At 62.1% G+C, this 22,050-nt stretch carries 18 protein-coding genes; 10 read left to right on the top strand and 8 right to left on the bottom strand.

Annotation, left to right across the window (positions count from 1 at the left end):
• Positions 1 to 22 precede the first annotated feature (22 nt).
• Positions 23 to 589 carry a nitroreductase gene (locus VDP81_RS00490; protein WP_323011246.1) on the top strand — a complete coding sequence of 189 codons (567 nt, stop codon included), beginning with the start codon at positions 23 to 25 and terminating at the stop codon, positions 587 to 589.
• On the opposite strand, the gene cueR is transcribed toward VDP81_RS00490, so the two are convergent.
• On the bottom strand, positions 556 to 975 hold the full coding sequence (gene cueR / locus VDP81_RS00485) for a Cu(I)-responsive transcriptional regulator (protein ID WP_323011245.1): 420 nt from the start codon (positions 973 to 975) through the stop codon (positions 556 to 558). The genes VDP81_RS00490 and cueR overlap by 34 nt on opposite strands.
• Positions 976 to 984: 9 nt before the next feature.
• The gene (locus VDP81_RS00480; protein WP_323011244.1) at positions 985 to 3,249 is read right to left on the bottom strand and encodes a heavy metal translocating P-type ATPase; all 2,265 of its coding nucleotides are present in this window, start codon (positions 3,247 to 3,249) and stop codon (positions 985 to 987) included.
• A gap of 125 nt (positions 3,250 to 3,374) precedes the next feature.
• Between VDP81_RS00480 and VDP81_RS00475 the strand changes: the two genes are divergently transcribed.
• Positions 3,375 to 3,575 carry a heavy-metal-associated domain-containing protein gene (locus VDP81_RS00475; protein WP_322994933.1) on the top strand — a complete coding sequence of 67 codons (201 nt, stop codon included), beginning with the start codon at positions 3,375 to 3,377 and terminating at the stop codon, positions 3,573 to 3,575.
• A 13-nt stretch (positions 3,576 to 3,588) separates the two neighbouring features.
• Positions 3,589 to 4,980: a dihydrolipoyl dehydrogenase gene (locus VDP81_RS00470; RefSeq protein ID WP_323011243.1), complete on the top strand. Its 1,392-nt coding sequence runs from the start codon at positions 3,589 to 3,591 to the stop codon at positions 4,978 to 4,980.
• A gap of 9 nt (positions 4,981 to 4,989) precedes the next feature.
• Here the strand turns inward: VDP81_RS00470 and VDP81_RS00465 are convergent, their stop codons facing one another.
• The 5 genes from VDP81_RS00465 to VDP81_RS00445 are packed head-to-tail and all read right to left on the bottom strand — an operon-like array spanning position 4,990 to position 10,935.
• Entirely contained in the window at positions 4,990 to 5,580 is a 591-nt protein-coding gene (locus VDP81_RS00465; protein WP_323011242.1) for an SCO family protein, read from the bottom strand.
• Between the two features lie 10 nt (positions 5,581 to 5,590).
• Complete coding sequence (locus tag VDP81_RS00460; RefSeq protein ID WP_323011241.1) at positions 5,591 to 7,696, bottom strand: M3 family metallopeptidase; 2,106 nt, start codon at positions 7,694 to 7,696, stop codon at positions 5,591 to 5,593.
• A gap of 10 nt (positions 7,697 to 7,706) precedes the next feature.
• On the bottom strand, positions 7,707 to 8,561 hold the full coding sequence (folD, locus tag VDP81_RS00455) for a bifunctional methylenetetrahydrofolate dehydrogenase/methenyltetrahydrofolate cyclohydrolase FolD (protein WP_322994937.1): 855 nt from the start codon (positions 8,559 to 8,561) through the stop codon (positions 7,707 to 7,709).
• On the bottom strand, positions 8,558 to 9,187 hold the full coding sequence (locus tag VDP81_RS00450; RefSeq protein ID WP_322994938.1) for a response regulator transcription factor: 630 nt from the start codon (positions 9,185 to 9,187) through the stop codon (positions 8,558 to 8,560). The genes folD and VDP81_RS00450 overlap by 4 nt, the downstream gene beginning before the upstream one ends.
• Positions 9,184 to 10,935, bottom strand: a complete 1,752-nt coding sequence (locus VDP81_RS00445; protein WP_322994939.1) for a PAS domain S-box protein — start codon at positions 10,933 to 10,935, stop codon at positions 9,184 to 9,186. The genes VDP81_RS00450 and VDP81_RS00445 overlap by 4 nt, the downstream gene beginning before the upstream one ends.
• 245 nt (positions 10,936 to 11,180) lie before the next feature.
• Here VDP81_RS00445 and aceE point away from each other — a divergent pair, with 245 nt between their 5' ends.
• The 7 genes from aceE to purF all read left to right on the top strand — a co-directional run bounded on the left by aceE (position 11,181) and on the right by purF (position 21,502).
• The gene (gene aceE, locus VDP81_RS00440; protein WP_323012371.1) at positions 11,181 to 13,889 is read left to right on the top strand and encodes a pyruvate dehydrogenase (acetyl-transferring), homodimeric type; all 2,709 of its coding nucleotides are present in this window, start codon (positions 11,181 to 11,183) and stop codon (positions 13,887 to 13,889) included.
• A gap of 14 nt (positions 13,890 to 13,903) precedes the next feature.
• On the top strand, positions 13,904 to 15,250 hold the full coding sequence (gene aceF, locus VDP81_RS00435; protein ID WP_323011240.1) for a dihydrolipoyllysine-residue acetyltransferase: 1,347 nt from the start codon (positions 13,904 to 13,906) through the stop codon (positions 15,248 to 15,250).
• 10 nt (positions 15,251 to 15,260) lie between these two features.
• A complete protein-coding gene (lpdA, locus tag VDP81_RS00430; RefSeq protein WP_322994941.1) occupies positions 15,261 to 17,039 on the top strand; it encodes a dihydrolipoyl dehydrogenase in 1,779 nt (592 codons plus the stop codon).
• A 166-nt stretch (positions 17,040 to 17,205) separates the two neighbouring features.
• On the top strand, positions 17,206 to 18,612 hold the full coding sequence (folC, locus tag VDP81_RS00425) for a bifunctional tetrahydrofolate synthase/dihydrofolate synthase (protein WP_322994942.1): 1,407 nt from the start codon (positions 17,206 to 17,208) through the stop codon (positions 18,610 to 18,612).
• A gap of 46 nt (positions 18,613 to 18,658) precedes the next feature.
• Positions 18,659 to 19,492, top strand: a complete 834-nt coding sequence (locus VDP81_RS00420) for an SPOR domain-containing protein (RefSeq protein ID WP_323011239.1) — start codon at positions 18,659 to 18,661, stop codon at positions 19,490 to 19,492.
• Entirely contained in the window at positions 19,489 to 19,998 is a 510-nt protein-coding gene (locus VDP81_RS00415; RefSeq protein WP_322994944.1) for a CvpA family protein, read from the top strand. Before VDP81_RS00420 ends, VDP81_RS00415 begins: the two co-directional genes overlap by 4 nt.
• 1 nt (position 19,999) lies before the next feature.
• Positions 20,000 to 21,502 carry an amidophosphoribosyltransferase gene (gene purF, locus VDP81_RS00410; RefSeq protein WP_322994945.1) on the top strand — a complete coding sequence of 501 codons (1,503 nt, stop codon included), beginning with the start codon at positions 20,000 to 20,002 and terminating at the stop codon, positions 21,500 to 21,502.
• A gap of 33 nt (positions 21,503 to 21,535) precedes the next feature.
• Here purF and VDP81_RS00405 read toward each other — a convergent pair whose 3' ends face one another.
• On the bottom strand, positions 21,536 to 22,024 hold the full coding sequence (locus VDP81_RS00405; RefSeq protein WP_322994946.1) for a disulfide bond formation protein B: 489 nt from the start codon (positions 22,022 to 22,024) through the stop codon (positions 21,536 to 21,538).
• Positions 22,025 to 22,050 lie beyond the last annotated feature (26 nt).

The raw sequence follows: 22,050 nt of genomic DNA, 5'->3' as shown, positions 1-22,050 counted from the left end.
TGTCCACCCATGGGAGCCTGGTGTGCCTGATTTTTTGAATGTGCTGCTGACTCGTCAATCCGTCAAATTCGTCCAGACGCCGGGGCCTGATGCCGCCCAGCTGGACCTGATCCTGCAGGCCGCCATGCGGGCGCCGGATCATGGCGCCGTGCATCCCTGGCGCTTTGCCTTGGTCAGTGGTTCGGATGTGCCTGCGTTGGTAGACATCGCTGTCCAGGTGGGGCTTGATGAAAACAAGCCCTTGCCCGAGCATAAAGTCGCGGGGGCACGCAAGTGGTTGTCTCAGGTGCCGTTGGTGATTCTGCTGGCTTGCCGGCCTGATCCGGCTGGCCGCATCCGTCCCGAAGAAAGCCATCTGTCCGTTAGCGCTGCCGTCATGAACATGCTGAATGCCGCGCATGCGCAGGGTTTTCAGGGTTTTTGGAGCACGGGCTTAGGAACCTATCTGGATGGCATGGGGGCAGCCTTGGGCTTTGACCCCCTGGACGAACATTTCATGGGCTATCTGGCCATCGGCACGCCGATCGATCCACTCGTGCCCGTGGTACGACCGGATTACCGGGAGTTCGTGCGCGAGTGGCACGCCTGAGCCTCGATGCCCTCCAGGATGGGGCATTCGGGCCGTTGGTCGCCGTGACAGTGCTGCGCCAAGGTGCGTAGCGTATTGGCCATGCCCTGCAGCAGGGCGGCCTTGGCTTCCAAAGTGTCAATATGCGCCAGTGCCAGTTTTTTGACTTCGGCACTGGTGCGCTGGTGGTTGTGCCATAAGTCGGTCAGTTCGCCGATTTGCGCCAAAGAAAACCCTAATTCTCTGGCGCTGCGGATAAAACGCAAGGCATGCAGGTCGGCTTCGTTATAAAGCCGATAGCCCGCGCTGCTGCGGCCCTGGGGGCTGAACAAGCCCTGGGCCTCGTAGTAGCGGATCATTTTCGGGCTCAAGCCGGTCAGCCGGGCGGCGTCGCCGATGGTATGCATGCGTGCTCCTTAGGTCTTGGGCGTCAGGGATTGGGTCTTCAGGCGCAAGGCGTTGGTGACGACAAACACGCTGGATAAGGCCATGGCCCCCGCACCCAGCATGGGCGAGAGCTGCAAGCCGGTCCAGGGATACAGGGCGCCGGCCGCTACAGGAATCAGGGCGGCGTTATAGGCAAAGGCCCAGAACAGATTCTGATTGATGTTGCGCAAGGTCTTGTGTGACAAGGTAATGGCACGGGCCACGGACTCCAGGTCTTCGTTCATCAGCACCACGTCGGCGGATTCGATGGCGACATCCGTGCCGTGGCCCATGGCGATACCTACATCGGCGCTGGCCAGGGCCGGAGCATCGTTGATTCCATCCCCCACAAAGGCGACCGGCCCCACGGATTGCTGCAATTCTTTCAGCAGTGTGGCCTTGTTTTCCGGCAAGGTCTGCGCGTGGACGATATCGATGTCCAAGGTTTGGGCGACGGCTTGCGCCGCTGCCTGATGGTCGCCGGTGATGAGCGCGGTCTTCAGACCCAGGGCATGTAATTGTGCAATCAGCGGGCGGGCGGATGGACGCAACGTGTCGGCGACGCCGACCAAGGCTGCCAACTGGCCATTGCGCGCCACATAAAACGGGGTCTTGCCCGCTTCGCCCAGCGTTTCGGCCTGCGCCAGGACGGCATCGGACAGGCTGACGCCACGATCCTGCATCAAGCGCAGCGAACCCATCAGATAGGCGTCGGCATGGACCTGAGCCTGCACCCCGGCACCGGTAATGGCTTCGAAGTGGGTAGCTGCCGGGACTTCCAGCGCGGCGGCCTGGGCGGCAGCGCGGATGGCGTGGGCAATCGGGTGCTCCGAGCCGCTTTGCACAGCCGCCAGGACGCGCAGGGTGTCATCGTAAGGCTGGCCATCCTGGATCAACAGATCCGTCAGGGCAGGGCGTCCCAGGGTCAGCGTGCCTGTTTTATCAAAGGCAATGACCTGCGCATCGCGCAAGCGCTGCAGGGCATCACCTTGGCGAAACAGGATACCGAGGTTCGCGGCGCGTCCCGTGGACACCAGGATCGAGATAGGCGTCGCCAGACCCATGGCGCAAGGGCAGGCAATGATCAGCACGGCCACCCCGGCGATCAGGGCATGGGCCAGGGCTGGTTCTGGCCCCCAGGCCCACCAGGCGGCAAAGGCCAGCAGCGCCAGCAGCATCACCGCCGGGACGAACCAGGCGGTGACTTGGTCGATTTTCTGTTGAACCGGGAGCTTGCTGGTTTGGGCCTGTTCGACCAGGCGCACAATCTGCGCCAGGACCGTATCCGCCCCGACCTCGGTCACACGCATGACCAGGCTGCCTTGGGTATTCAAGGTGCCGCCGATCAGGCGGTCCCCGGCGCGGCGTGCAATGGGCATGGGCTCGCCGGTCATCATGGATTCGTCCACCCAGGACTCGCCTTCGATCACGCCGCCGTCGACCGGAATTTTCTCGCCGGGCCGCACCCGGACTTCATCGCCGCGCACCAGGCTGTCGATGGGCTGTTCCGTCCATTCGCCTGCGCGCCGGACCCAGGCTGTGCGCGGCTGCAAGCCCATCAATTGGCGGATGGCCGAGCCTGCCCGGCCCTTGGCGCGGGACTCCAGCCAGCGCCCCAGCAAGATCAGAGTGGCGACCACGGCGGCGGCTTCAAAGTACAGATGACGGGATTCAGCGGGAAAAATCGACGGCACCAGCGTGACCAGGGTGGAATACAGCCAGGCGCTGCCTGCCCCCAGGGCTACCAGAGTGTTCATATCGGGGCCGGCATGGGCCAGCGCCTTGAAACCCCGGCTGAAGAAGTTGCGCCCCGGCCCTGCCAGCACCAACGTTGTCAGAATCAGCTGTATCCAGGCCAGTGCCTGGCCGGGTATATTGGCCTGCACCCAGTGGTGCAGGGCGGGGATCAGGTGGCTGCCCATTTCCAGCACAAAGACGGGCAGGGTGAATATCAGCGCCCAGGCAAACTGCCGCCCAGCCAGAGCGTCTTCGTCGGCGGGGTCGTCGGCGGTGGTGGCTTTTTGGGTATCGACCAAACGGGCGGCATAACCACGCTTATCAACGGCCTCGATCAGCGCCTGGAGGGTGGTATCTGGCTGGGCCAGCGTGACATGGGCGCGATGCGTGGCCAGGTTGACGCTGGCCTGGGCCACGCCTGGGACGGATTTCAATGCGATTTCGACCCGGCGCACGCAGGATGCGCAGGTCATGCCGTCGATATCCAGGTCGATGCCGGGGAGGGATGTATCAGTCATGGGGTCGTTCCGGTTGATGCAGTAGATCACAGAATCAGCCTTGACCTTATGGTAAGGTCAAGGCTGTTTGTGCCTGACATGGTGTCAAGGTTTAACATATCTGCAAGCCTTTTATGGAGACTCTGATGAAAACCGAATTTCTTGTGTCCGACATGACCTGCAATCACTGCGTGCAGGCTATTACCCAGGCCGTGCAGGCTGCCGCCCCTGGGGCCAGTGTCAACATTGACCTGAGTACCCACCGGGTCAGCATCGAGGCAGCGGTGGATGCCGCCCTCTTGAAAGCGGCCATTGCCGAAGAAGGCTACGACGTACAGCCGGTCTGACCAGAGAGGCACTATGCATACCCGTATCGACTGTGATGTGGCGATTATCGGTGCCGGTTCTGCCGGCTTGCCCGCCTACCGTGAAGTCATCAAGGCTGGGCTAAAGCCTTTGCTGATCGAATCCGGCCCGCACGGCACCATGTGCGCCCGGGTGGGCTGCATGCCTTCGAAGCTGCTGATTGCCGCTGCCGAAGCCGCCGCTGCGGTGCGCCATGCACCGGATTTCGGGGTGCAGGTGCCGTGTCAACCCCAGGTCGACGGGGTGGCGGTGATGGATCGGGTTCGACGCGAGCGCGACCGTTTTGTCAGCTTTGTGGTGGATGACGTCCAGGCCATGCCGCCGGAACACCGTCTGGATGCTCGGGTGGAGTTTCTGCGTGATGGCGTGCTGCAAAGCGACCAGGGACACGAGATCCACGCGTCGCGCATCATTATCGCCACGGGCACCCAGCCGGTGGTACCCGAGCTGTATCGCCCCTTGGGCGAGCTGGTGATTGTCAATGATGATGTCTTCGATTGGCAGGACTTGCCGCGCAGCGTGCTATTGGTCGGCTCGGGCGTGATCGGGGTCGAGCTTGGCCTTGCCTTGGCGCGCCTGGGCGTGCGGGTGCGGGTCTTGAATCGCTCGGGCAGTTTTGCGCATCTGGCGGATCCGGCGGTGCGTCAGGCGGCAGTCGATGTGCTGGCGCCGGAATTGAATCTGGTGCAGGATGCCCGCGTCACCACGGTGCGTCGGGAAGGTCAGCAGGCCTGGGTCGGCTGGACGGTCGGGGATGGGCCCGAAACCCAGGAATCCTTTGATCGGGTATTGCTGACGGCCGGACGCAGGCCCGCGCTGGCGGCCTTGCACCTGGAGCGCACCAGCATGCCGCTGGATGATCGCGGCATGCCGGAGATCGATCCGGCCACCTTGCAGGTGCGTGGCCAGCCAGTGTTCCTGGCCGGGGACGTCACAGGGCGGCATGCCATCCAGCACGAGGCCTCGGATGATGGCCGCCTGGCGGGGCGCAATGCCGCTGCCTGGCCCGATGTGCAGGCGGGTGCGCGCCGGGCGCCGCTGGCCATCGTCTTCAGCAATCCTCAGATCATGCAGGTGGGCGGTGGCTTTGGCGCCTATGATCCCGCCAGCATGCGGGTCGGGGCGGTGGACTGGACGCGCCAGGGTCGCTCCCGGGTCATGCTGCGCAACCAGGGCCTGCTGCACGTGTATATGCGTCAGGCGGACCAGCGCTTTATCGGGGCAGAGATGATCGGCCCGGATGCCGAGCATGTGGCGCATCTGCTGGCCTGGGCCCTGCAGATGGATATGACCGTGCCGCAGATGTTGGGGATGCCGTTTTATCATCCAACCATCCAGGAAGGCGTTCGGACAGCCTTGCGGGATGCCCTGAAAGGTGCCGCCTGACCGTAGACTTTATTTCAGCAGTGGGCGCAGCGCTGCCAGCAGGTCCTCCTGGGCCTCGCTGTCCGAGGCCAGCCAGACGGCTTGGCCGACCTGATTGAAGGCATAAATCCCCCGGCTGTGGGCGACCTCGTAGCTTGCGCTGTCGGGGTCGGGCCGCTCGATCTGGTAGGCCACGCGATAGCGCCGGGCCAAATCCGCGATTTCGCGTTCATTGCCTGTCAGGCCGATGGCGTGGGGATCGAACAGATCGACATAGGCCTGCAAAATATCAGGCGTATCGCGGTGCGGGTCCACGCTGATGAACACAATCCGCACCTGATCGGCCTGTGGTCCCAGGGCTGCAGTCACCTGAGCCAGCTGGGCCATGGTGGTGGGGCAGATGTCCGGACAACTGGCATAGCCGAAGAACATCAGCACGACCTTGCCTTCAAAGGCCTGCTGGGTAATCGTGGTGCCGTTGGCGCCTTGCAGGCTGAACTTCAGGTCGGGCAGGAAGCCGCGCACCGGATGCACGGCAGCGTGCGCAACGCCGACCCCCAGCAACAAGAGCGCCAGGGTGACGGCCAGGCAGCGCAGCCGCCCAGGCAGGTAGCCGGTCATCCCCATGGCCTCAGGCCTCGGTCAGGCCGCTGTGGCGCAGCAGGGCATCCAGGGCGGGGTCGCGGCCGCGAAAAGCGCGGAAGGAGTCGGCTGCGGGCCGGGAGCCGCCCACGGCAATGACTTCATCCAGATAGCGCTGGCAGGTCTCGGGATCAAAGACGTTGCGGGTCCCGTCATCCTGATCCTGGGCCTGTTCCTCGAAGGCGGCAAAGGCGTCGGCAGACAGGACTTCAGCCCATTTGTAGCTGTAGTAGCCTGCCCCATAGCCACCGGCGAACAGGTGTGAAAATGCATGCGGGAAGCGATGCCAGGCGGGCGGTGTCAGCAGAGCGACTTCCTGGCGCACCAGATCCAGTGTGTCCAGTACGGCGCTGATCGACAGGCCATGATTCTGTGTATGGATCAGCATGTCGAATAGTGAAAACTCGACCTGGCGCAGCGTCTGCAAGCCGCTTTGAAAATTGCGGGCGGCGGTCAGCTTATCGTAAAGCGCACGGGGCAGGGATTCGCCCGTGTCCGCATGGCGGGTCAGGGATTTCAGCACGCCCCATTCCCAGCAGAAGTTTTCCATGAACTGCGAGGGCAGCTCGATGGCATCCCATTCGACGGCGGAAAAAGCCGCAGCGCCGGGTTCATCCACCCGTGACAGCAGCGTATGCATGGCGTGGCCGCTTTCGTGGAACAGCGTGATGACCTCGTCGTGGGTCAGTTGTGCTTCGCCGCCATCATGGGGCGCGGAAAAATTGCAGGTCAGCCAGGCCAGCGGGCAGTGCAGGGATTCGCCATGGCGTCGGCGGCTGCGTTCGCTATCGACCCAGGCACCGCCTTGCTTGCCGGGGCGGGCATAGAGATCGATGCCCAGGCGGCCAAGCTGTTGACCCTGGGCATCCAGAACCTGATAAATACGGGCATCGGCGTGCCAGGCGGGCGCATCGCAGGCCTGCAGGCGCACGCCAAACAAGGTGTGGATGACCTCGAACAGGCCCTTCAGAACCTGGGATTCGGTGAAGTAGGGGCGCAGTTCTTCGTCGGAATAGGCGTAGCGTTGCTCGCGCAGACGCTCGGAGGCATAGGCGACGTCCCAGGGTTCCAGCGAGTTCAGCCCCAGGTGCTGGGCGGCGAACCGGCGTAGTTCGTCCAGATCGTGCTGGGCGCTGGGGCGGGCCTTGGCAGCCAATTCGCGCAAGAAGCTCAGCACCTGATCGGCGCTATCGGCCATGCGGGTTTCCAGGCGCAGGGCGGCGAAATCCGCGTAACCCAGCAAGGAGGCTTCCTCGGCGCGCAGGGCCAGCAGCGATTCGATGGATTCAGAGTTGTCGAAGGCCACGTCGCCCTGGTCGGAGGCCCGGGTGCCGTAGGCGCGATAGACTGTCTGGCGCAGCTCGCGATCCTGGGCATGCTGCATGACGGGCAGATAGCAGGGCATGTGCAGGCTCAGCTTCCAGCCGTCCTCGCTGGTCGACTGGGCCAGTTGGCGGGCCTGGGCGACGACGCTCTCGGGCAGGCCGCGCAGGCGCGTTTCGTCGGTGATCAGCAAGGACCAGCCATCGGTGGCGTCCATGACATTTTCGGAGAATTTTTGCGCGACCTGTGCCTGCAAATCTGCATTGCGGGCGTAGGTCTCGCGCGCCTCGCCCTGCAGTTCGACCCCGCTGAGGCGGAAATCGCGCAGGGCCAGGTCGATGATGCGTTGGCGGGTCGGCGACAGCGTGGCATACAGAGGACTGCCGGCCAGGATGCGGTAGCGCTGAAACAAGCCCTGGTGCAGACCCACCCAGGTGGAAAATTCGCTCATGAGGGGCAGGCAGTCGTTATAGGCTGCGCGCAGTTCGGGTGTATTGACCACGGCATTCAGATGCCCGGCAATCGACCACGCCCGGTGCAGGCGCTCGGACGGGTCGTCGATGGCCTCGATCAGGTTCTCCCAGTTGGGCGCCTCTGCGTGGTTGGTGGCGGTCTCGATGGCTGTCCGGGTGTCGGCAATCAAGGCGGTGATGGCAGGCTGAATATGCTCGGGCCTGACCGCCGCATAGTCGACATATGCCTCGGCCGGAACGAGGAGCGGGTTGTCTGCGGCGTGGGGTGTTTGCTTCATGGGCATCAGATGGGGGCGCATGCCCCGTTATTCAAGATTGCAGCGTGCGTTCGGCGGCTTCCGTGGTGTTGACCAGCAGCATGGCGATGGTCATGGGGCCTACGCCGCCGGGAACCGGGGTGATGGCGGCAGCCACAGCCGCGGCGGATTCGAAATCCACGTCGCCCGTGAGCTTGCCCGAGGGCAGGCGGTTGATGCCGACGTCGATCACCACTGCGCCGGGTTTGATCATGTCGCCATTGACGATGCCCGGTTTGCCGGTGGCCACCACCAGCACGTCGGCACGCCGGGCCTGGGTTGCCAGGTCGCGGGTCTTGGAGTTGCACAGCGTCACGGTGGCGCCGGCGGCCAGCAGCAGCATGGCCATGGGCTTGCCCACGATATTGCTGGCCCCGATGATGACCGCTTCGGTGCCGCGCAGCGGCACGTTTTCCGCTTCGAGCATGCGCATCACGCCATACGGTGTGCAGGGGCGAAACAGCGGGCGTCCGGTCATCAGCAAGCCGGCATTGTTGATGTGAAAGCCATCGACGTCTTTTTTGGCGCTGATGGTCTCAATGACCAGGCCTGTGTCGATGTGGCCGGGCAGTGGCAACTGCACCAGGATGCCGTGGATGGCGGGGTCGGCGTTCAGGATTTCGATCACATCCAGCAGCTCGCCTTCGGGGGTATCGGCACCCAGGGGGATCACGCGCGACAGCATGCCGGCGGCCTCGCAGGCGGCGGCCTTGTTGCGCACATAGACCTGTGACGCAGGGTCTTCGCCCACCAGGACCACAGCGAGTCCAGGGGTGACGCCTTGGGCTTTCAGGTGGCGCACGCGTTCGGCAACCTGAGCGCGCACCTGGGCCGACAGGGCTTTGCCGTCGATCAGGCGGGCGCTCATGAGTGGGCCTCTTCGGGGCGCGTCAAGGCGATTTTCATCAGGTCGGCCACCGTGGTGACTTCAAGTTTTTCCATGATGTTGGCGCGATGGGCCTCAACGGTCTTGATGCTGATGTTCAGATCGCCGGCGATCTGCTTGTTCAGGCGTCCGGCGACGATGCGTTCCAGCACCTGCTGTTCGCGAGCCGTCAGGCGGCTGAGGACGGCTTCCTGGTTGCGCTGGGCCAGGGCATCGCGGACTTTTTCGGTCGCTTGTTCCAGCATGCCGGCCACGATGCGGCGCAGGTCGGCTTCGTTAAAGGGTTTTTCCAGGAAATCGACGGCACCTTTTTTCATGGTGGACACGGCCATGGGGACATCGCCGTGCCCGGTGATGAAGACGATGGGCAGGGGCGCCTTGCGGGCGATCAGGGTTTCCTGCAGTTCCAGGCCACTCATGCCGGGCATGCGCACGTCGGCGATCAGGACAGCGATCTGATCCGGGTTATAGGCTTCGAGGAACTCCTCGGCACCGGCGTAGCTGCGGACGGCGTAGCCGTTGGCTTCCAGCAGCCAGCGCAGTGAATCGCGGACGGCTTCGTCGTCATCGACGATATAGATAATGCTGGAGACTTGAGGGTCTATCATGCTTGCGTTTCCTCTGGTGATTCCGGGGCCGGTACGCCGTCAGGCGCTTTGGGCAAGGTAAAGCGGAAAATAGTCCCGCCTTCGGGGTTCGGGCTGGCCCACAGACGCCCATGGTGGGATTCGATAATGGTACGGCAGATATTCAGCCCCATGCCCAGGCCTTCGGATTTGGTACTGTAAAAAGGCTCGAACAGACGGTCTGGGTTGCGCAGGCCGTGACCACGGTCGATCACGGCGATTTCGATTTGCGGGCTCTGGTCGGTGATGTTGACATGCAGGCTGCGGTATTCGCTGTCCTCCATGGCCTCAACCCCGTTTTTCAGCAGGTTCAGCAGCACTTGCTCGATCAGGATGGGATCAGCCAGGACGGCTGGCATGGGGTCGGGCAGGCTCTGGACAATTTCGATCTGGCGCTTGCGTGCGTCGATGTCGGCAAAACCCACGGCGTTTTCCACAATCCGTGATAAGCCTACAGCCTGGCGGCGCGGCTCGCTGCGTTTGACGAATTCCCGGATGCGGCTGATGATCTTGCCTGCGCGTTCGGCCTGCTGAGAAGCTTTTTCCAGCGCCTGGATCAAGGATTCGGTGGATGCCTTGCCTGACTTTACCATGGCAACAGCCGCCATATTATAGTTGCTGATGGCGGTCAGAGGCTGGTTCAGTTCGTGGGCCAAAGAGGATGCCATTTCACCCATGGTGGTCAGGCGGCTGGTCAGTTGAGCCTTTTCCTGTTGCATCCGCGAGGCCTCTTCGTGTTTGCGGCGCTCGGTGATGTCGCGTGCGACTTGCAGGCGGACGCGGCGCGAATCGGTCCAGGCCAGCATGCGATGGTGGACCTCGAACCAGCGCTCGGCACTGGACGAGAATATCTCCATGGATTCATCCGTAAACCGCCCTGTGCGGCCGCCCAGCAACTGGGCGTGGCCGTTGGTCTGAGCGCCGAACAAGCGGCGATAGGTGCGGTTGGCAAACAGCAGTTCCAGACCTTCAGGGGTGTCGGCGACTACCGAAATCGCATCATCCAGGCCCTCCAGTACCGTCATGAAGCGTTCGTGCGCGGCTGTCAGGGCCTCGCGGATGCGCTTGGGCTCGGTGATGTCGGTCATGGAGGTCATCCAGCCGATTTGTTCGCCCTTGGGGTCACGCAGGGGGGACACGTACATGCGTGCCGTAAAGCGCGAGCCGTCGCGGCGCTGGGCCTCGATTTCCAGTCCGCTGCTGGGGGTGCGGCCAGACAACAGCTGGGCCAAGGTTTCGCGGTGGTGATCGTGCCGCCCGGGCAGCCAATAAGGAAAGGGCGCGGTGCGGCCGATCAGGTCGGCTTCGTTCCAGCCTATCATGCGGCAGAAGGCCGGATTGACATAGGCAATGCGGCCCTGCATATCGAATACCCGCATGCCGGTGGACATGGAGTTTTCCATGGCGCGCCGAAAGCCGGTCTCGGCAATCAGGGCGGATTCGGCCAGGGTACGAAAGCGGGTATAGCGCCACAGCGCCAGCAGGCTGAAGATGATGACCACCGACAAGGCAAAAACCACCATCATCAATCGCTGCTGGCGGGTTTCCTGATCGATGGTGACAAACATCACGCTGTCGCTTTGCAGGCGCTGCAGCCAGACGAACGCTCCCATGACGCATAGGTACAGCACCAGCACGCCGGCTGGCGTCAACCAGTACAGCCGACGGCTACGGCGAGCATGCTCGTAGAACGTCGTCGGGATCATAGACTTGCGGTGAGGATTTGCCATGGCCTTGTTGGTCTTGCGATTACCGCATTTTAGACGTGAAATCGATATTCAATATTTCACATAATAAAAATTCACACCACGAGATGAAATTTCACTTGTGCTAATGCCCGGTCTTTCCTAGAATGGCTGCAGGTGCCGGACGCCTGGATGCCATCATGCTCCAGACCCTCATGTCCGGCGCGTATTTCCAGGCAGGCGCGATGTGTGGTCGCGTCCCCGAACCACACCCCAGGAGACACACCTCTATGTCCTCTCTTGAACAAGCCAACGCCGCTGTAGCGGATACAGACCAACAAGAAACCCAGGAATGGCTCGATGCGCTCGAAGCCGTCCTCGACCGGGAAGGGGCCGATCGCGCTCACTTCCTGATCGAGAACCTGATTGATCTGGCGCGCCGCTCTGGTGCGCATATTCCTTATTCGCTGAATACTGCGTACGTCAATACCATCCCCCCCGGGCTGGAACCCCCGCATCCCGGCAACATGGTGCTGGAAGAACGCATCCGTTCCTACATCCGCTGGAATGCCATGGCCATGGTCGTCAAGGCCAACAAGGTCGAACCCGCCGACGGCGGCAGCCTGGGCGGGCATATTGCATCGTTCGCCTCGCTGGCCACGATGATTGAATGCGGCCAGAACCACTTCTGGCACGCCGAATCCCCCGATCACGGCGGCGACCTGGTCTACTTCCAGGGGCACTCCTCGCCCGGCATGTATTCACGCGCCTTCCTCGAAGGCCGCCTGACCGAGGAAAACCTCGACTGGTTCCGCCAGGAAGTCGGCGGCAAGGGCAAGGGTCTGTCCTCTTATCCCCACCCGAAGCTGATGCCCAGCTTCTGGCAGTTCTCCACGGTTTCCATGGGCCTGGGGCCCATGATGGCGATTTATCAGGCGCGCTTCCTGAAATACCTGCATGCCCGTGGTCTGGCCGATACGGCAGGCCGCAAGGTCTGGGTGTTCCTGGGCGACGGCGAAATCGACGAACCCGAATCCTTGGCCGCCATTGGTTTGGCCTCGCGTGAAAAGCTCGACAACCTGATCTTCGTGGTCAATTGCAACCTGCAGCGCCTGGACGGTCCCGTGCGCGGCAACGGCAAGATCATCCAGGAACTCGAAGGCGCTTTCCGGGGCAACGGCTGGAATGTGCTCAAGCTCATCTGGGGCGGTTATTGGGATCCTCTGTTTGCCCGTGACAAAGAAGGCATACTGCGCCGCGTCATGGAAGAAACCGTCGATGGCGAATACCAGGCCTATAAGGCCAATGACGGCAAATTCGTGCGCGAAAAATTCTTCGGCAAGCATCCGAAGCTGCTGGAAATGGTCAGCCGCATGAGCGACGAAGACGTCTGGCGCCTGAATCGCGGCGGTCACGATCCGCATAAGGTCTATGCTGCCTTTGCCGCCGCTGCCGGCCATACGGGCCAGCCATCGGTGATTCTGGCCAAGACCATCAAGGGCTATGGCATGGGTCATTCAGGTCAGGCCAAAAACCCGACCCACCAGCAGAAAAAACTGGATGTGGATTCCGTGCGCGAGTTCCGCGATCGCTTCAATATCCCCATCCCCGACGATCAGGTCGATCAGATTCCGTACTTCAAACCGGCCGCTGATTCGCCGGAAATGAAATACCTGCACGAACATCGCCAGGCGCTGGGTGGCTATCTGCCGCACCGCCGCGAAAAGGCCGACGAGTCCCTGCCTGTGCCCGATCTGGACGCCTTCAAGGCCGTGCTGGAACCCACCGTCGAAGGCCGTGAGATTTCCACCACCCAGGCCTTTGTGCGGGTGCTGAACCAAATTCTGCGCGACAAGGCCCTGGCACCGCGCGTCGTGCCTATCCTGGTTGATGAGTCCCGTACCTTCGGTATGGAAGGTCTGTTCCGCCAGATCGGCATCTACGCCCCCGAAGGCCAGAAGTACGTGCCTGTCGACAAGGGCCAGGTGATGTACTACCGCGAAGCGGAAAACGGTCAGTTGTTGCAGGAAGGCATTAATGAAGCCGGTGGCTTCAGTTCCTGGATTGCCGCGGCCACGTCGTATTCCGTCAGCAACACCATCATGATCCCGTTCTTCATCTATTACTCGATGTTCGGGTTCCAGCGCTTTGGCGATCACGCCTGGGCAGCAGGCGATATGCTGGCCCGTGGTTTTGTGCTGGGCGGCACCGCCGGGCGCACGACCCTGAATGGCGAAGGCCTGCAGCACGAAGATGGCCACAGCCATATTCAGGCTTCGCTGATTCCCAACTGCATCGCGTATGACCCCGCCTTTGCCCACGAGGTCGCCGTCATTATCCGCAGCGGTCTGCAGCGCATGATGCACGACCAGGAAGACGTGTTCTTCTACATCACCGTGATGAACGAAAACTACGCCCAGCCGGGCCTGAAGGCCGGCGACGAGGACGGTATTCTGCGGGGCATGTATAAGCTTCAGTCCAGCGCAAAAACAGCGGATACACATGTCCAGCTGATGGGCTCCGGCACGATTTTGCGTGAAATCATGGCAGCCCAGGAATTGCTCGAAAAAGACTGGGGCATTACCTCCGACGTCTGGAGCGCCACCAGCTTCACCGAGTTGCGCCGCGACGGTCTGGATGTCGAACGCCATAATCTGTTGCACCCGACCGAGACACCTCAGGTGCCTTACGTCACGCAGCAGCTCCAGGGCACCAAGGGTCCGATCATCGTTTCCACCGACTACATCAAGGCCTATGGCGACATGATCCGTCCGTTCATTCCGGATGGCCGCCACTTCAAGGTCCTGGGTACCGATGGCTACGGACGCTCCGACTTCCGTTCTGAACTGCGCAAGCACTTCGAAATCGACCGTCATTTCATCGTTCTGGCCGCTTTGCGCAGCCTGGCCGACGAAGGCACGATCGATATCGCCAAGTGCGCCGAAGCCATTGCCAAGTACGGGATCGAGGCCGATAAGGCCAACCCGCATCACGCCTAAGGAGGACGGACAACATGAGCACAACCGTGGAAATCAAAGTCCCCGATATCGGTGATTTCGACCAGGTCGACGTCATTGAAATCCTGGTGGCTGTGGGCGACACCATCGTCGCCGAGCAAAGCCTGATCACCGTCGAATCCGACAAGGCCTCGATGGAAATTCCCGCCTCCCAGGGCGGGGTGGTCAAATCCATCAAGATCAAGGTCGGCGACAAGGTCACCGAAGGCTCCGTCATCCTCGAGGCCGAGACCTCCGAGGCCGCCGCCGCGCCGGCGGCCAAGGCCGAACCCGCCCCTGCGCCAGAAGCGCCTAAGGCGGCTGCGCCAGCGCCCGCTGCCGCCCCGGCTCCGGCCGCCCCCCCGGCGCCGGTGATGGCGTCTAGCGCGCCGGATCGTGCGTCGCCCACTGCGGCCTTTGCCGAGGCGGATGTACCCTTGCGCAATCTGCCGCATGCGTCGCCTTCAGTACGTAAGTTCGCCCGCGAACTGGGCGTTAATCTGGCCCAGGTCACCGGCAGTGGCGATAAAAATCGCATCACGGCTGACGACGTTCGTGCCTATGTCAAACAGGCGCTGTCCACCGGCGGTACCAGCCCGGTGGGCTCCACCCTGCCAGGGGGCGAGGGCTTTAGCGTGCTGGGCTGGCCCAAGGTCGATTTTGCCAAGTTCGGCGAAATCGAATCACGTCCGCTGTCGCGCATCAAGAAAATTTCCGGGGCAAACCTGCATCGAAATTGGGTCATGATTCCCCACGTCACGAACAACGACGTGGCCGACATCACCGATCTCGAAGCCCTGCGCCAGCAGGTCAATGCCGAAAACAAGAGTGCCGGCGTCAAGCTCACGATGCTGGCTTTCCTGATCAAGGCCGTGGTGGCCGCGCTGAAGAAGTTCCCGGAATTCAATGCCTCGCTGGATGGCGACAACCTGGTCCTGAAGCACTACTATCACATCGGCTTTGCGGCGGATACGCCCAATGGCCTGGTGGTTCCCGTGATTCGTGACGCGGACAAGAAAGGCGTGCTGGAAATTGCTGCCGAGACCTCCGCACTGGCCGCGCAGGCACGTGACGGCAAGCTCTCGCCGGCCCAGATGCAGGGTGGTTGCTTCTCGATTTCGTCTCTGGGCGGCATCGGCGGCACCGATTTCACCCCGATCATCAATGCCCCCGAAGTCGCTATTCTTGGCGTGTCACGCTCCAGCATCCAGCCGGTCTGGGATGGCAAGAAAGACTTTCGTCCCCGCCTGATGCTGCCCCTGTCGCTGTCCTATGATCATCGGGTCATCGACGGTGCCTCTGCGGCCCGCTTCAATGCCTATCTGGGCGGCTTGCTGGCGGACTTCCGCCGCATCATCCTGTAAGGAGGCATGCATGAGCATCAATGACGTCAATGTGCCGGATATCGGTGATTTCGACCAGGTCGATGTCATCGAAATTCTGGTGGCAGTGGGCGATACCATCGCCCCCGAACAAAGCCTGATCACCGTCGAATCCGACAAGGCCTCCATGGAAATTCCGTCCGACCAGGCCGGGGTCGTCAAGGAGATCCTCGTCAAGGTCGGCGACAAGGTCGCCCAGGGCGCAACCATTCTCAAGATCGAAGCCGCAGCCGCTCCGGCGCAGGATGCCGCCCCCAAAGCGGCTGCCGCGCCTGCGGCCTCGGCTGCCCCGGCTGCCGCTCAGGCAGCAGCCGCACCGACTCCGGCTCCCGTTGCCGCCCAATTCAGCGGCGCGGCGGATGCCGATTACGATGTGCTGGTGCTGGGTGCTGGTCCTGGCGGCTATTCGGCTGCCTTCCGGGCAGCCGATCTGGGCCTGAAGGTCGTTTTGGTCGAACGCTACGCTACCTTGGGCGGGGTCTGCCTGAATGTCGGTTGCATCCCCTCCAAGGCCTTGCTGCACACCGTTGCTGTGCTTGAAGAAGCCCAGGCCATTGCCGCCCACGGCATTCGTTTCGGGAAGCCCGAAATCGACCTGGACGGCTTGCGCGGCTACAAGGATAGCGTGGTGGGCAAGCTCACCGGCGGCCTGGCCGGCATGGCCAAGGCGCGTAAGGTCACGGTCGTCCGGGGCAAGGGCGCTTTTGCTGATCCGCATCACCTCACCGTCACGGCGGCTGATGGCCAGCAGACCACCATCAAGTTCGCCTCCGCCATCATTGCGGCGGGTAGCCAGTCGGTCAAGCTGCCTTTCTTGCCCGATGATCCCCGGATTGTCGATTCCACGGGCGCACTGACCCTGAAGTCCATTCCACAGCGCATGCTGATTATTGGCGGGGGCATTATCGGCCTGGAAATGGGCACGGTTTATTCCGCGCTGGGCGCACGCCTGGATGTGGTCGAGATGTTGCCGACCCTCATGACGGGCGCCGACCGTGATCTGGTCAAGGTCTGGGACAAGATGAACGCAAAGCGTTTCGATCACGTCATGCTCAAGACCAAGACCGTGGGCGCCGAGGCCAAGGCAGATGGCATCTGGGTCACCTTCGAGGGCGAATCCGCCCCCAAAGAGCCCCAGCGCTATGATCTGGTGCTGCAAGCCGTGGGGCGTGCGCCCAACGGCAAGTCCATCGGTGCGGAAAACGCCGGGGTGGCGGTCAGCGACCGTGGCTTCATTCCGGTGGATACGCAGATGCGCACCAATGTGCCGCATATCTACGCCATCGGCGACATCGTGGGTCAACCCATGCTGGCCCACAAGGCCGTGCACGAGGCCCATGTCGCCGCCGAAGTCATTGCCGGCGAAAAAGCCTACTTCGACGCCCGCGTGATTCCATCGGTGGCCTACACCGATCCCGAGGTCGCCTGGGTTGGCCTGACCGAAGAAGCAGCCAAGCAAGACGGCATTGCCCTGAAGAAAGGTCTGTTCCCGTGGCAGGCTTCGGGACGCGCCATCGCGAATGGCCGTGACGAGGGCTTCACCAAGCTCCTGTTCGACGCCGAGACCGGTCGCATTCTGGGTGGCGGCATCGTCGGCACTCACGCAGGCGACCTGATTGGTGAAGTTGCGCTGGCCATCGAGATGGGCGCGGATTCCGTGGATATCGGCAAGACCATCCACCCGCACCCCACCTTGGGGGAATCCATCGGCATGGCCGCCGAGGTCGCCGACGGACATTGCACGGACGTACCGCCCGCCCGACGCAAGTAAGGGGGACCCCCACGCTGCGCCTTTGGCTTGCTGCCCCCCGAGGGGGCGCCTTCGCCTTGGGGCGGCCCGGCGGCGAAGGGCCATTTGCAATGGGGGTAATCGGCGGCTTTATGAATGGCAGGTGCTACTATCGGCACCTGCCGTTTTACTTGTGGTTTGCATACTTATGTCTACTTCTGCTCCTGCATCTGGTTCTCCTCTGGCTGATTGGCTGACTTATCTGGAAACGCTGCACCCCAAGGCCATTGATTTGGGCCTGGATCGCATCCGTCGCGTGGCCGAACGCATGGATTTATCGCTGGATTGCGTCAAGATCACGGTGGCGGGCACCAATGGCAAAGGCTCTACCTGCGCCATGCTTGAAGCCATCTTGCTGGATGCCGGTTATCGGGTGGGTCAATACACGTCGCCCCATCTGCTGCGCTTCAACGAGCGCATCCGCATCAATGGCCAGGAGGCCTCGGACGAAGACATCGTCGCTCAGCTTGAGCGCATCGAGTCCGCCCGAGGGGACACGACCCTGACGTACTTTGAAATGACGACGCTGGCGGCTTTGCTGTTGTTTCAGAAGACGCCACTGGATGCACTGGTGCTGGAAGTCGGCCTGGGTGGACGGCTGGATGCTGTCAACCTGATCGATACGGACTGTGCCATCCTGACCAGTGTGGATCTGGATCACACCGCTTATCTTGGCAATACCCGCGAAGCCATTGGTTGGGAAAAGGCCCATATTTTCCGTCCGGGCACGCCCGCGATCTGTGCCGACCCTGTTCCGCCCCAGACCGTGCTGGATTATGCTCAGGAAATCGGCGCGGATCTCTGGCGCTTTGGACTGGATTTCAATTATTCCGGCGACCGCCAGCAATGGGCTTACGGCGGACGTGGTCAGCGACGCAATGCCCTGGGCTATCCGGCGCTGCGCGGCGCCAATCAGCTGATCAATGCCTCGGCCGCCCTGGCGGCCCTGGAAAGCCTGCGTGATCGTCTGGTGGTCACCCAGCAAAACGTGCGCCAGGGTCTGCTGCATGTCAGCCTGCCGGGCCGTATGCAGATCCTGCCTGGCCTGCCAGCCACGATTCTGGATGTCGGCCATAACCCTCATGCGGCTGCCGCTTTGGGGCAGAACCTGGACAGCATGGGACATTACCCCCACACGTACGCGGTGGTGGGCATGCTGCACGACAAGGAAATCGAAGCCACCTTGTCGCGCCTGACACGACGCGTGGATCGCTGGCTGTGCGCCACGCTGGACGGGCCACGCGGGACCAGCGCCCAGGAACTTGCAGACATCGTGCATCGCATCACTGGCGATGTGGCGCCGGTCGATACTTTCGTGGCCCAAACCGCCGAACTCAAGCGCGGCGACAGCAAGCCCGGTGTCAGGGCCGCGCCCCGGCCCGCCATCCAGGCCCGGGATGTACAAGTATCCACTTTTGACAGTCCGGAACAAGCCTTTGCACAGGCCCGTCAACTGGCCACCGACAATGATAGAATTCTTGTATTCGGGTCATTTGCGACGGTCGGCCCGGTGTTGCAGGTTCTGCGCCTCGAAGGCAGGGACGTGCTTTCTTGATTGGGTGGGCGCGTCGGCCTGCCTTTGCTAATGGGTAAGCTGCACGATGTTTTTTCGTCACGGGTCCAACTCGGATAAACGCGCCACCTCACGCGCCGGTAGTGCCACCCAGCTTAAAGAACTCCGCACCAAGGCTCGCCGCCGCTTGATCGGCGCCTTGGCCTTGGTGCTGGCTGCGTTTATTGCTGTCCCCTGGCTGTTTGACGAACCGCCAGCCCCAGAACACGTTCAGGCGCCCATTGTCGTTCCGGCCCCGCCCGATGGCTTGTCGCCTCAGTTGGCCGATGCCACGGCATTGCCCGGCGCTGCTGTTGCCGGTGGGCAGGTATCTCCGGATTCTGCTGCCGTCAGTGGTTTGCCTGCTGATACTAGCCCCCTGGCCGCAGCATCGGACCCAACGGCATCAGTCACCAGCGGCACTGTTGTGCCATCCCCCCTGCCTGCGCAGTCGGCCACCAGCACGCCGCCCGCGCCACAGGCCCAGCTTACGCCGCCGACTGCGGCTCCAAAACCCACCCCTGAGCCCCCAAAACCAAAACCTGCGCCCAAACCTGCGGACCGCACGGACGATGGGTCGGTGGCCCTGGCCCTGTTGGCCGGCAAGGCCCCAAATACTCCCCGCAGTACGGGCAGTTCAGCAGCCCAGGGACGCTATTACCTGCAAGTGGCTGCCTATACGACGGAACAAGACGCTCAGGCGCGTCGCAATAGCTTAAGCCAGGCCGGCGTCACAGATGCCTACGTCGAGCCCGGTCAATCCGGCGGACGCACGGTCTACCGGCTGCGCGTCGGGCCATTTGGCTCGCACGAGGCCGCCCAGGCTGCTCAGACCCGTCTGCGTGCGCTGGGTTATCAAAATGGCCTGATTTCCGACAAGTGACCAGCTTCGATTACATCGTCTTGGGTATTGTGCTGGTCTCCAGCGTGATTGGCTTGCTGCGCGGATTTTTGCGCGAAGTCTTATCCCTGGTCGCTTATGTGGCCGCTTTCGTGGCTGCGATCTGGTGGGGACCCAGCGCCTCGGTATGGCTGGCCAGCCTGATCGAAAATGGGCTCTTGCGCACGCTGGCTGCGTATGGTGCTGTCTTCATCCTGACCCTGTTGGCTGTGGGGCTGCTGAATATGGCGCTGGGCGCTTTGGTGGATCGCACTGGCCTGACGCCCGCCGATCATGGTCTGGGCGCGGTTTTCGGGGCAGGGCGCGGGCTGGTGCTGGTGTTGGCGCTGGTGGGGCTGGCGGGTTACACCGAACTGCCCCAAGAGCCTTGGTGGCAGCAGTCCCGCACGGTCGGAGCCTTGGTCAAAGGTTTTCAGCAAATCAAACTCATGTTGCCACCCGATGTGGCGCAGATACTTCCTTATCAGTCTTCTACGGATACCAACTAGCATGTGCGGAATTGTGGGTGTGATGGGCAAAGCGCCCGTCAATCAGCTGATTTATGACAGCCTGCTGCTGTTGCAGCACCGGGGGCAGGACGCCGCTGGCATTGCCACCGCGCATGATGATTACTTCAGCATGCACAAGGCGCATGGCTTGGTGCGCGATGTATTCCGGACCCGCAATATGCGTGCGCTGCCTGGCAATAGCGGGCTGGGCCAGGTGCGCTATCCCACGGCAGGCTCTAGCGCCAGTGTAGACGAGGCCCAACCGTTTTACGTCAATGCACCGTTTGGCATTACCTTTGTGCATAATGGCAATCTGACCAATTGGCGTGAACTGCGCGAGGCCCTATTCAAGCACGACCGGCGTCACATCAATACCAACTCGGATTCCGAAGTGTTGCTCAATGTTTTTGCCCACGAGCTGCAGCAGGCTTCCGATGGCGTCACACTGGATGCCAATGCGGTGTTCCAGGCGGTGCGCGCCGTGCACCGTCGTGCCAAGGGCGCGTATGCCGTGATTGCCCGCATCAGTCATTTCGGTTTGGTGGCATTTCGCGATCCCCACGGCATCCGGCCCCTGTGCCTGGGGCGCCATGACACGGATGCCGGCCCGGAATGGATGTTGGCCTCTGAGTCCGTCGCACTGACCGGCAGCGGCTTCAGTCTGGTGCGTGATATCGAGCCTGGCGAGGCCCTGGTCATTACCGAGGACGGTGAACTCAACCACGAATTGTGCGCCGAGCCTGGCCAGCCACAAACCCCCTGCGTTTTCGAATACGTTTATTTTGCGCGCCCGGATTCCGTCATGGATGGCATTTCGGTGTACGACGCACGTCTGCAGATGGGGGAATATCTGGCGGACAATGTGGCGAAATCCCTGCGTCTGGGGGATATCGACGTGGTCATGCCTATCCCCGATTCCTCCCGCCCATCGGCCATGCAACTGGCTTCCCACCTGGGATTGAATTATCGCGAAGGCTTCATCAAGAACCGTTATATAGGGCGCACCTTTATCATGCCGGGTCAGGCCGTGCGAAAAAAATCCGTGCGCCAGAAGCTCAGTGCCATCGACCTGGAATTTCGCGGCAAAAACGTGCTGCTGGTCGATGACTCGATTGTCCGTGGCACGACCAGCCGGGAAATCGTCGATATGGCGCGGGCTGCGGGCGCCAACAAGGTCTATTTTGCCTCGGCGGCCCCCGCCGTGCGCTACCCCAATGTCTATGGCATCGACATGCCCACCCAGGCCGAATTGATCGCGACTGGCCGTGACACCCAGCAGGTGGCCCGGGAAATCGGGGCGGATGGTCTGGTCTACCAGGAACTGGCCGATCTGGAACAATCCTTGCGCGACTTGAACCCGGCCCTGCAGACATTTGAGTCGTCTTGTTTCAACGGCCAGTATGTGACGGGTGATATCGATGCCGCTTATTTGCAGCGTCTCAGCCAAAGCCAAGGCCAGTCCCTGCGTTCAGGGGCCATGGTGGCCCCCGCCGAAGACGCCTGAATCAAACGTCTTTGCCCCAAGTGGGTGGCCTGTTCAGGCGCGCGCCCGGCGCAGCAGCACCCACAGCGTCAGGATGGCGCTGACGACGAACAGCAGCAGCCCCCACAGGGCGTACTCCATGCCCAGCAGACTGACCCGGGCGTCTGCGCAGGTGGCGTAGATGCCAAACAGCCAGGGCAGGGCGGCATCCAGGCCGGACTGGGTGATGAAGGTATCGGCAAAGGTCTGGGCGCACGAGAACGCCTGGGATGCCACGGTGTACTGATACCAGGCGGCGACAATGCCCGAGATCGACAGCGCCGCAGCCAGGGCAGCCCCCAGGCGGCGTACCCAAGCCGAGCCCCAGCCCGTGCCGGTCAGTATGCACACGGCAGCAATGGCCAGCAGGATCAGCCGTTGCAACACGCACCAGGCGCAGGGCCGCATGTCGAAGGCGTATTGGGATACCAGGGCAAAGCCCACCGCTGCGAGGCACAGAAAGGCAACGAATTGCAAAATTTTATCGGCGCAAGTGATTTTCATGAGTGTGATGGTGGTGAAAATAAAGA

Origin of the sequence: Castellaniella sp. (genome assembly GCF_034675845.1) — a bacterium.
Lineage (GTDB): Bacteria > Pseudomonadota > Gammaproteobacteria > Burkholderiales > Burkholderiaceae_B > Castellaniella.
The sequence above is the reverse complement of the archived record's forward strand: the minus strand, read 5'-3'. Positions and strand labels throughout refer to the sequence as shown.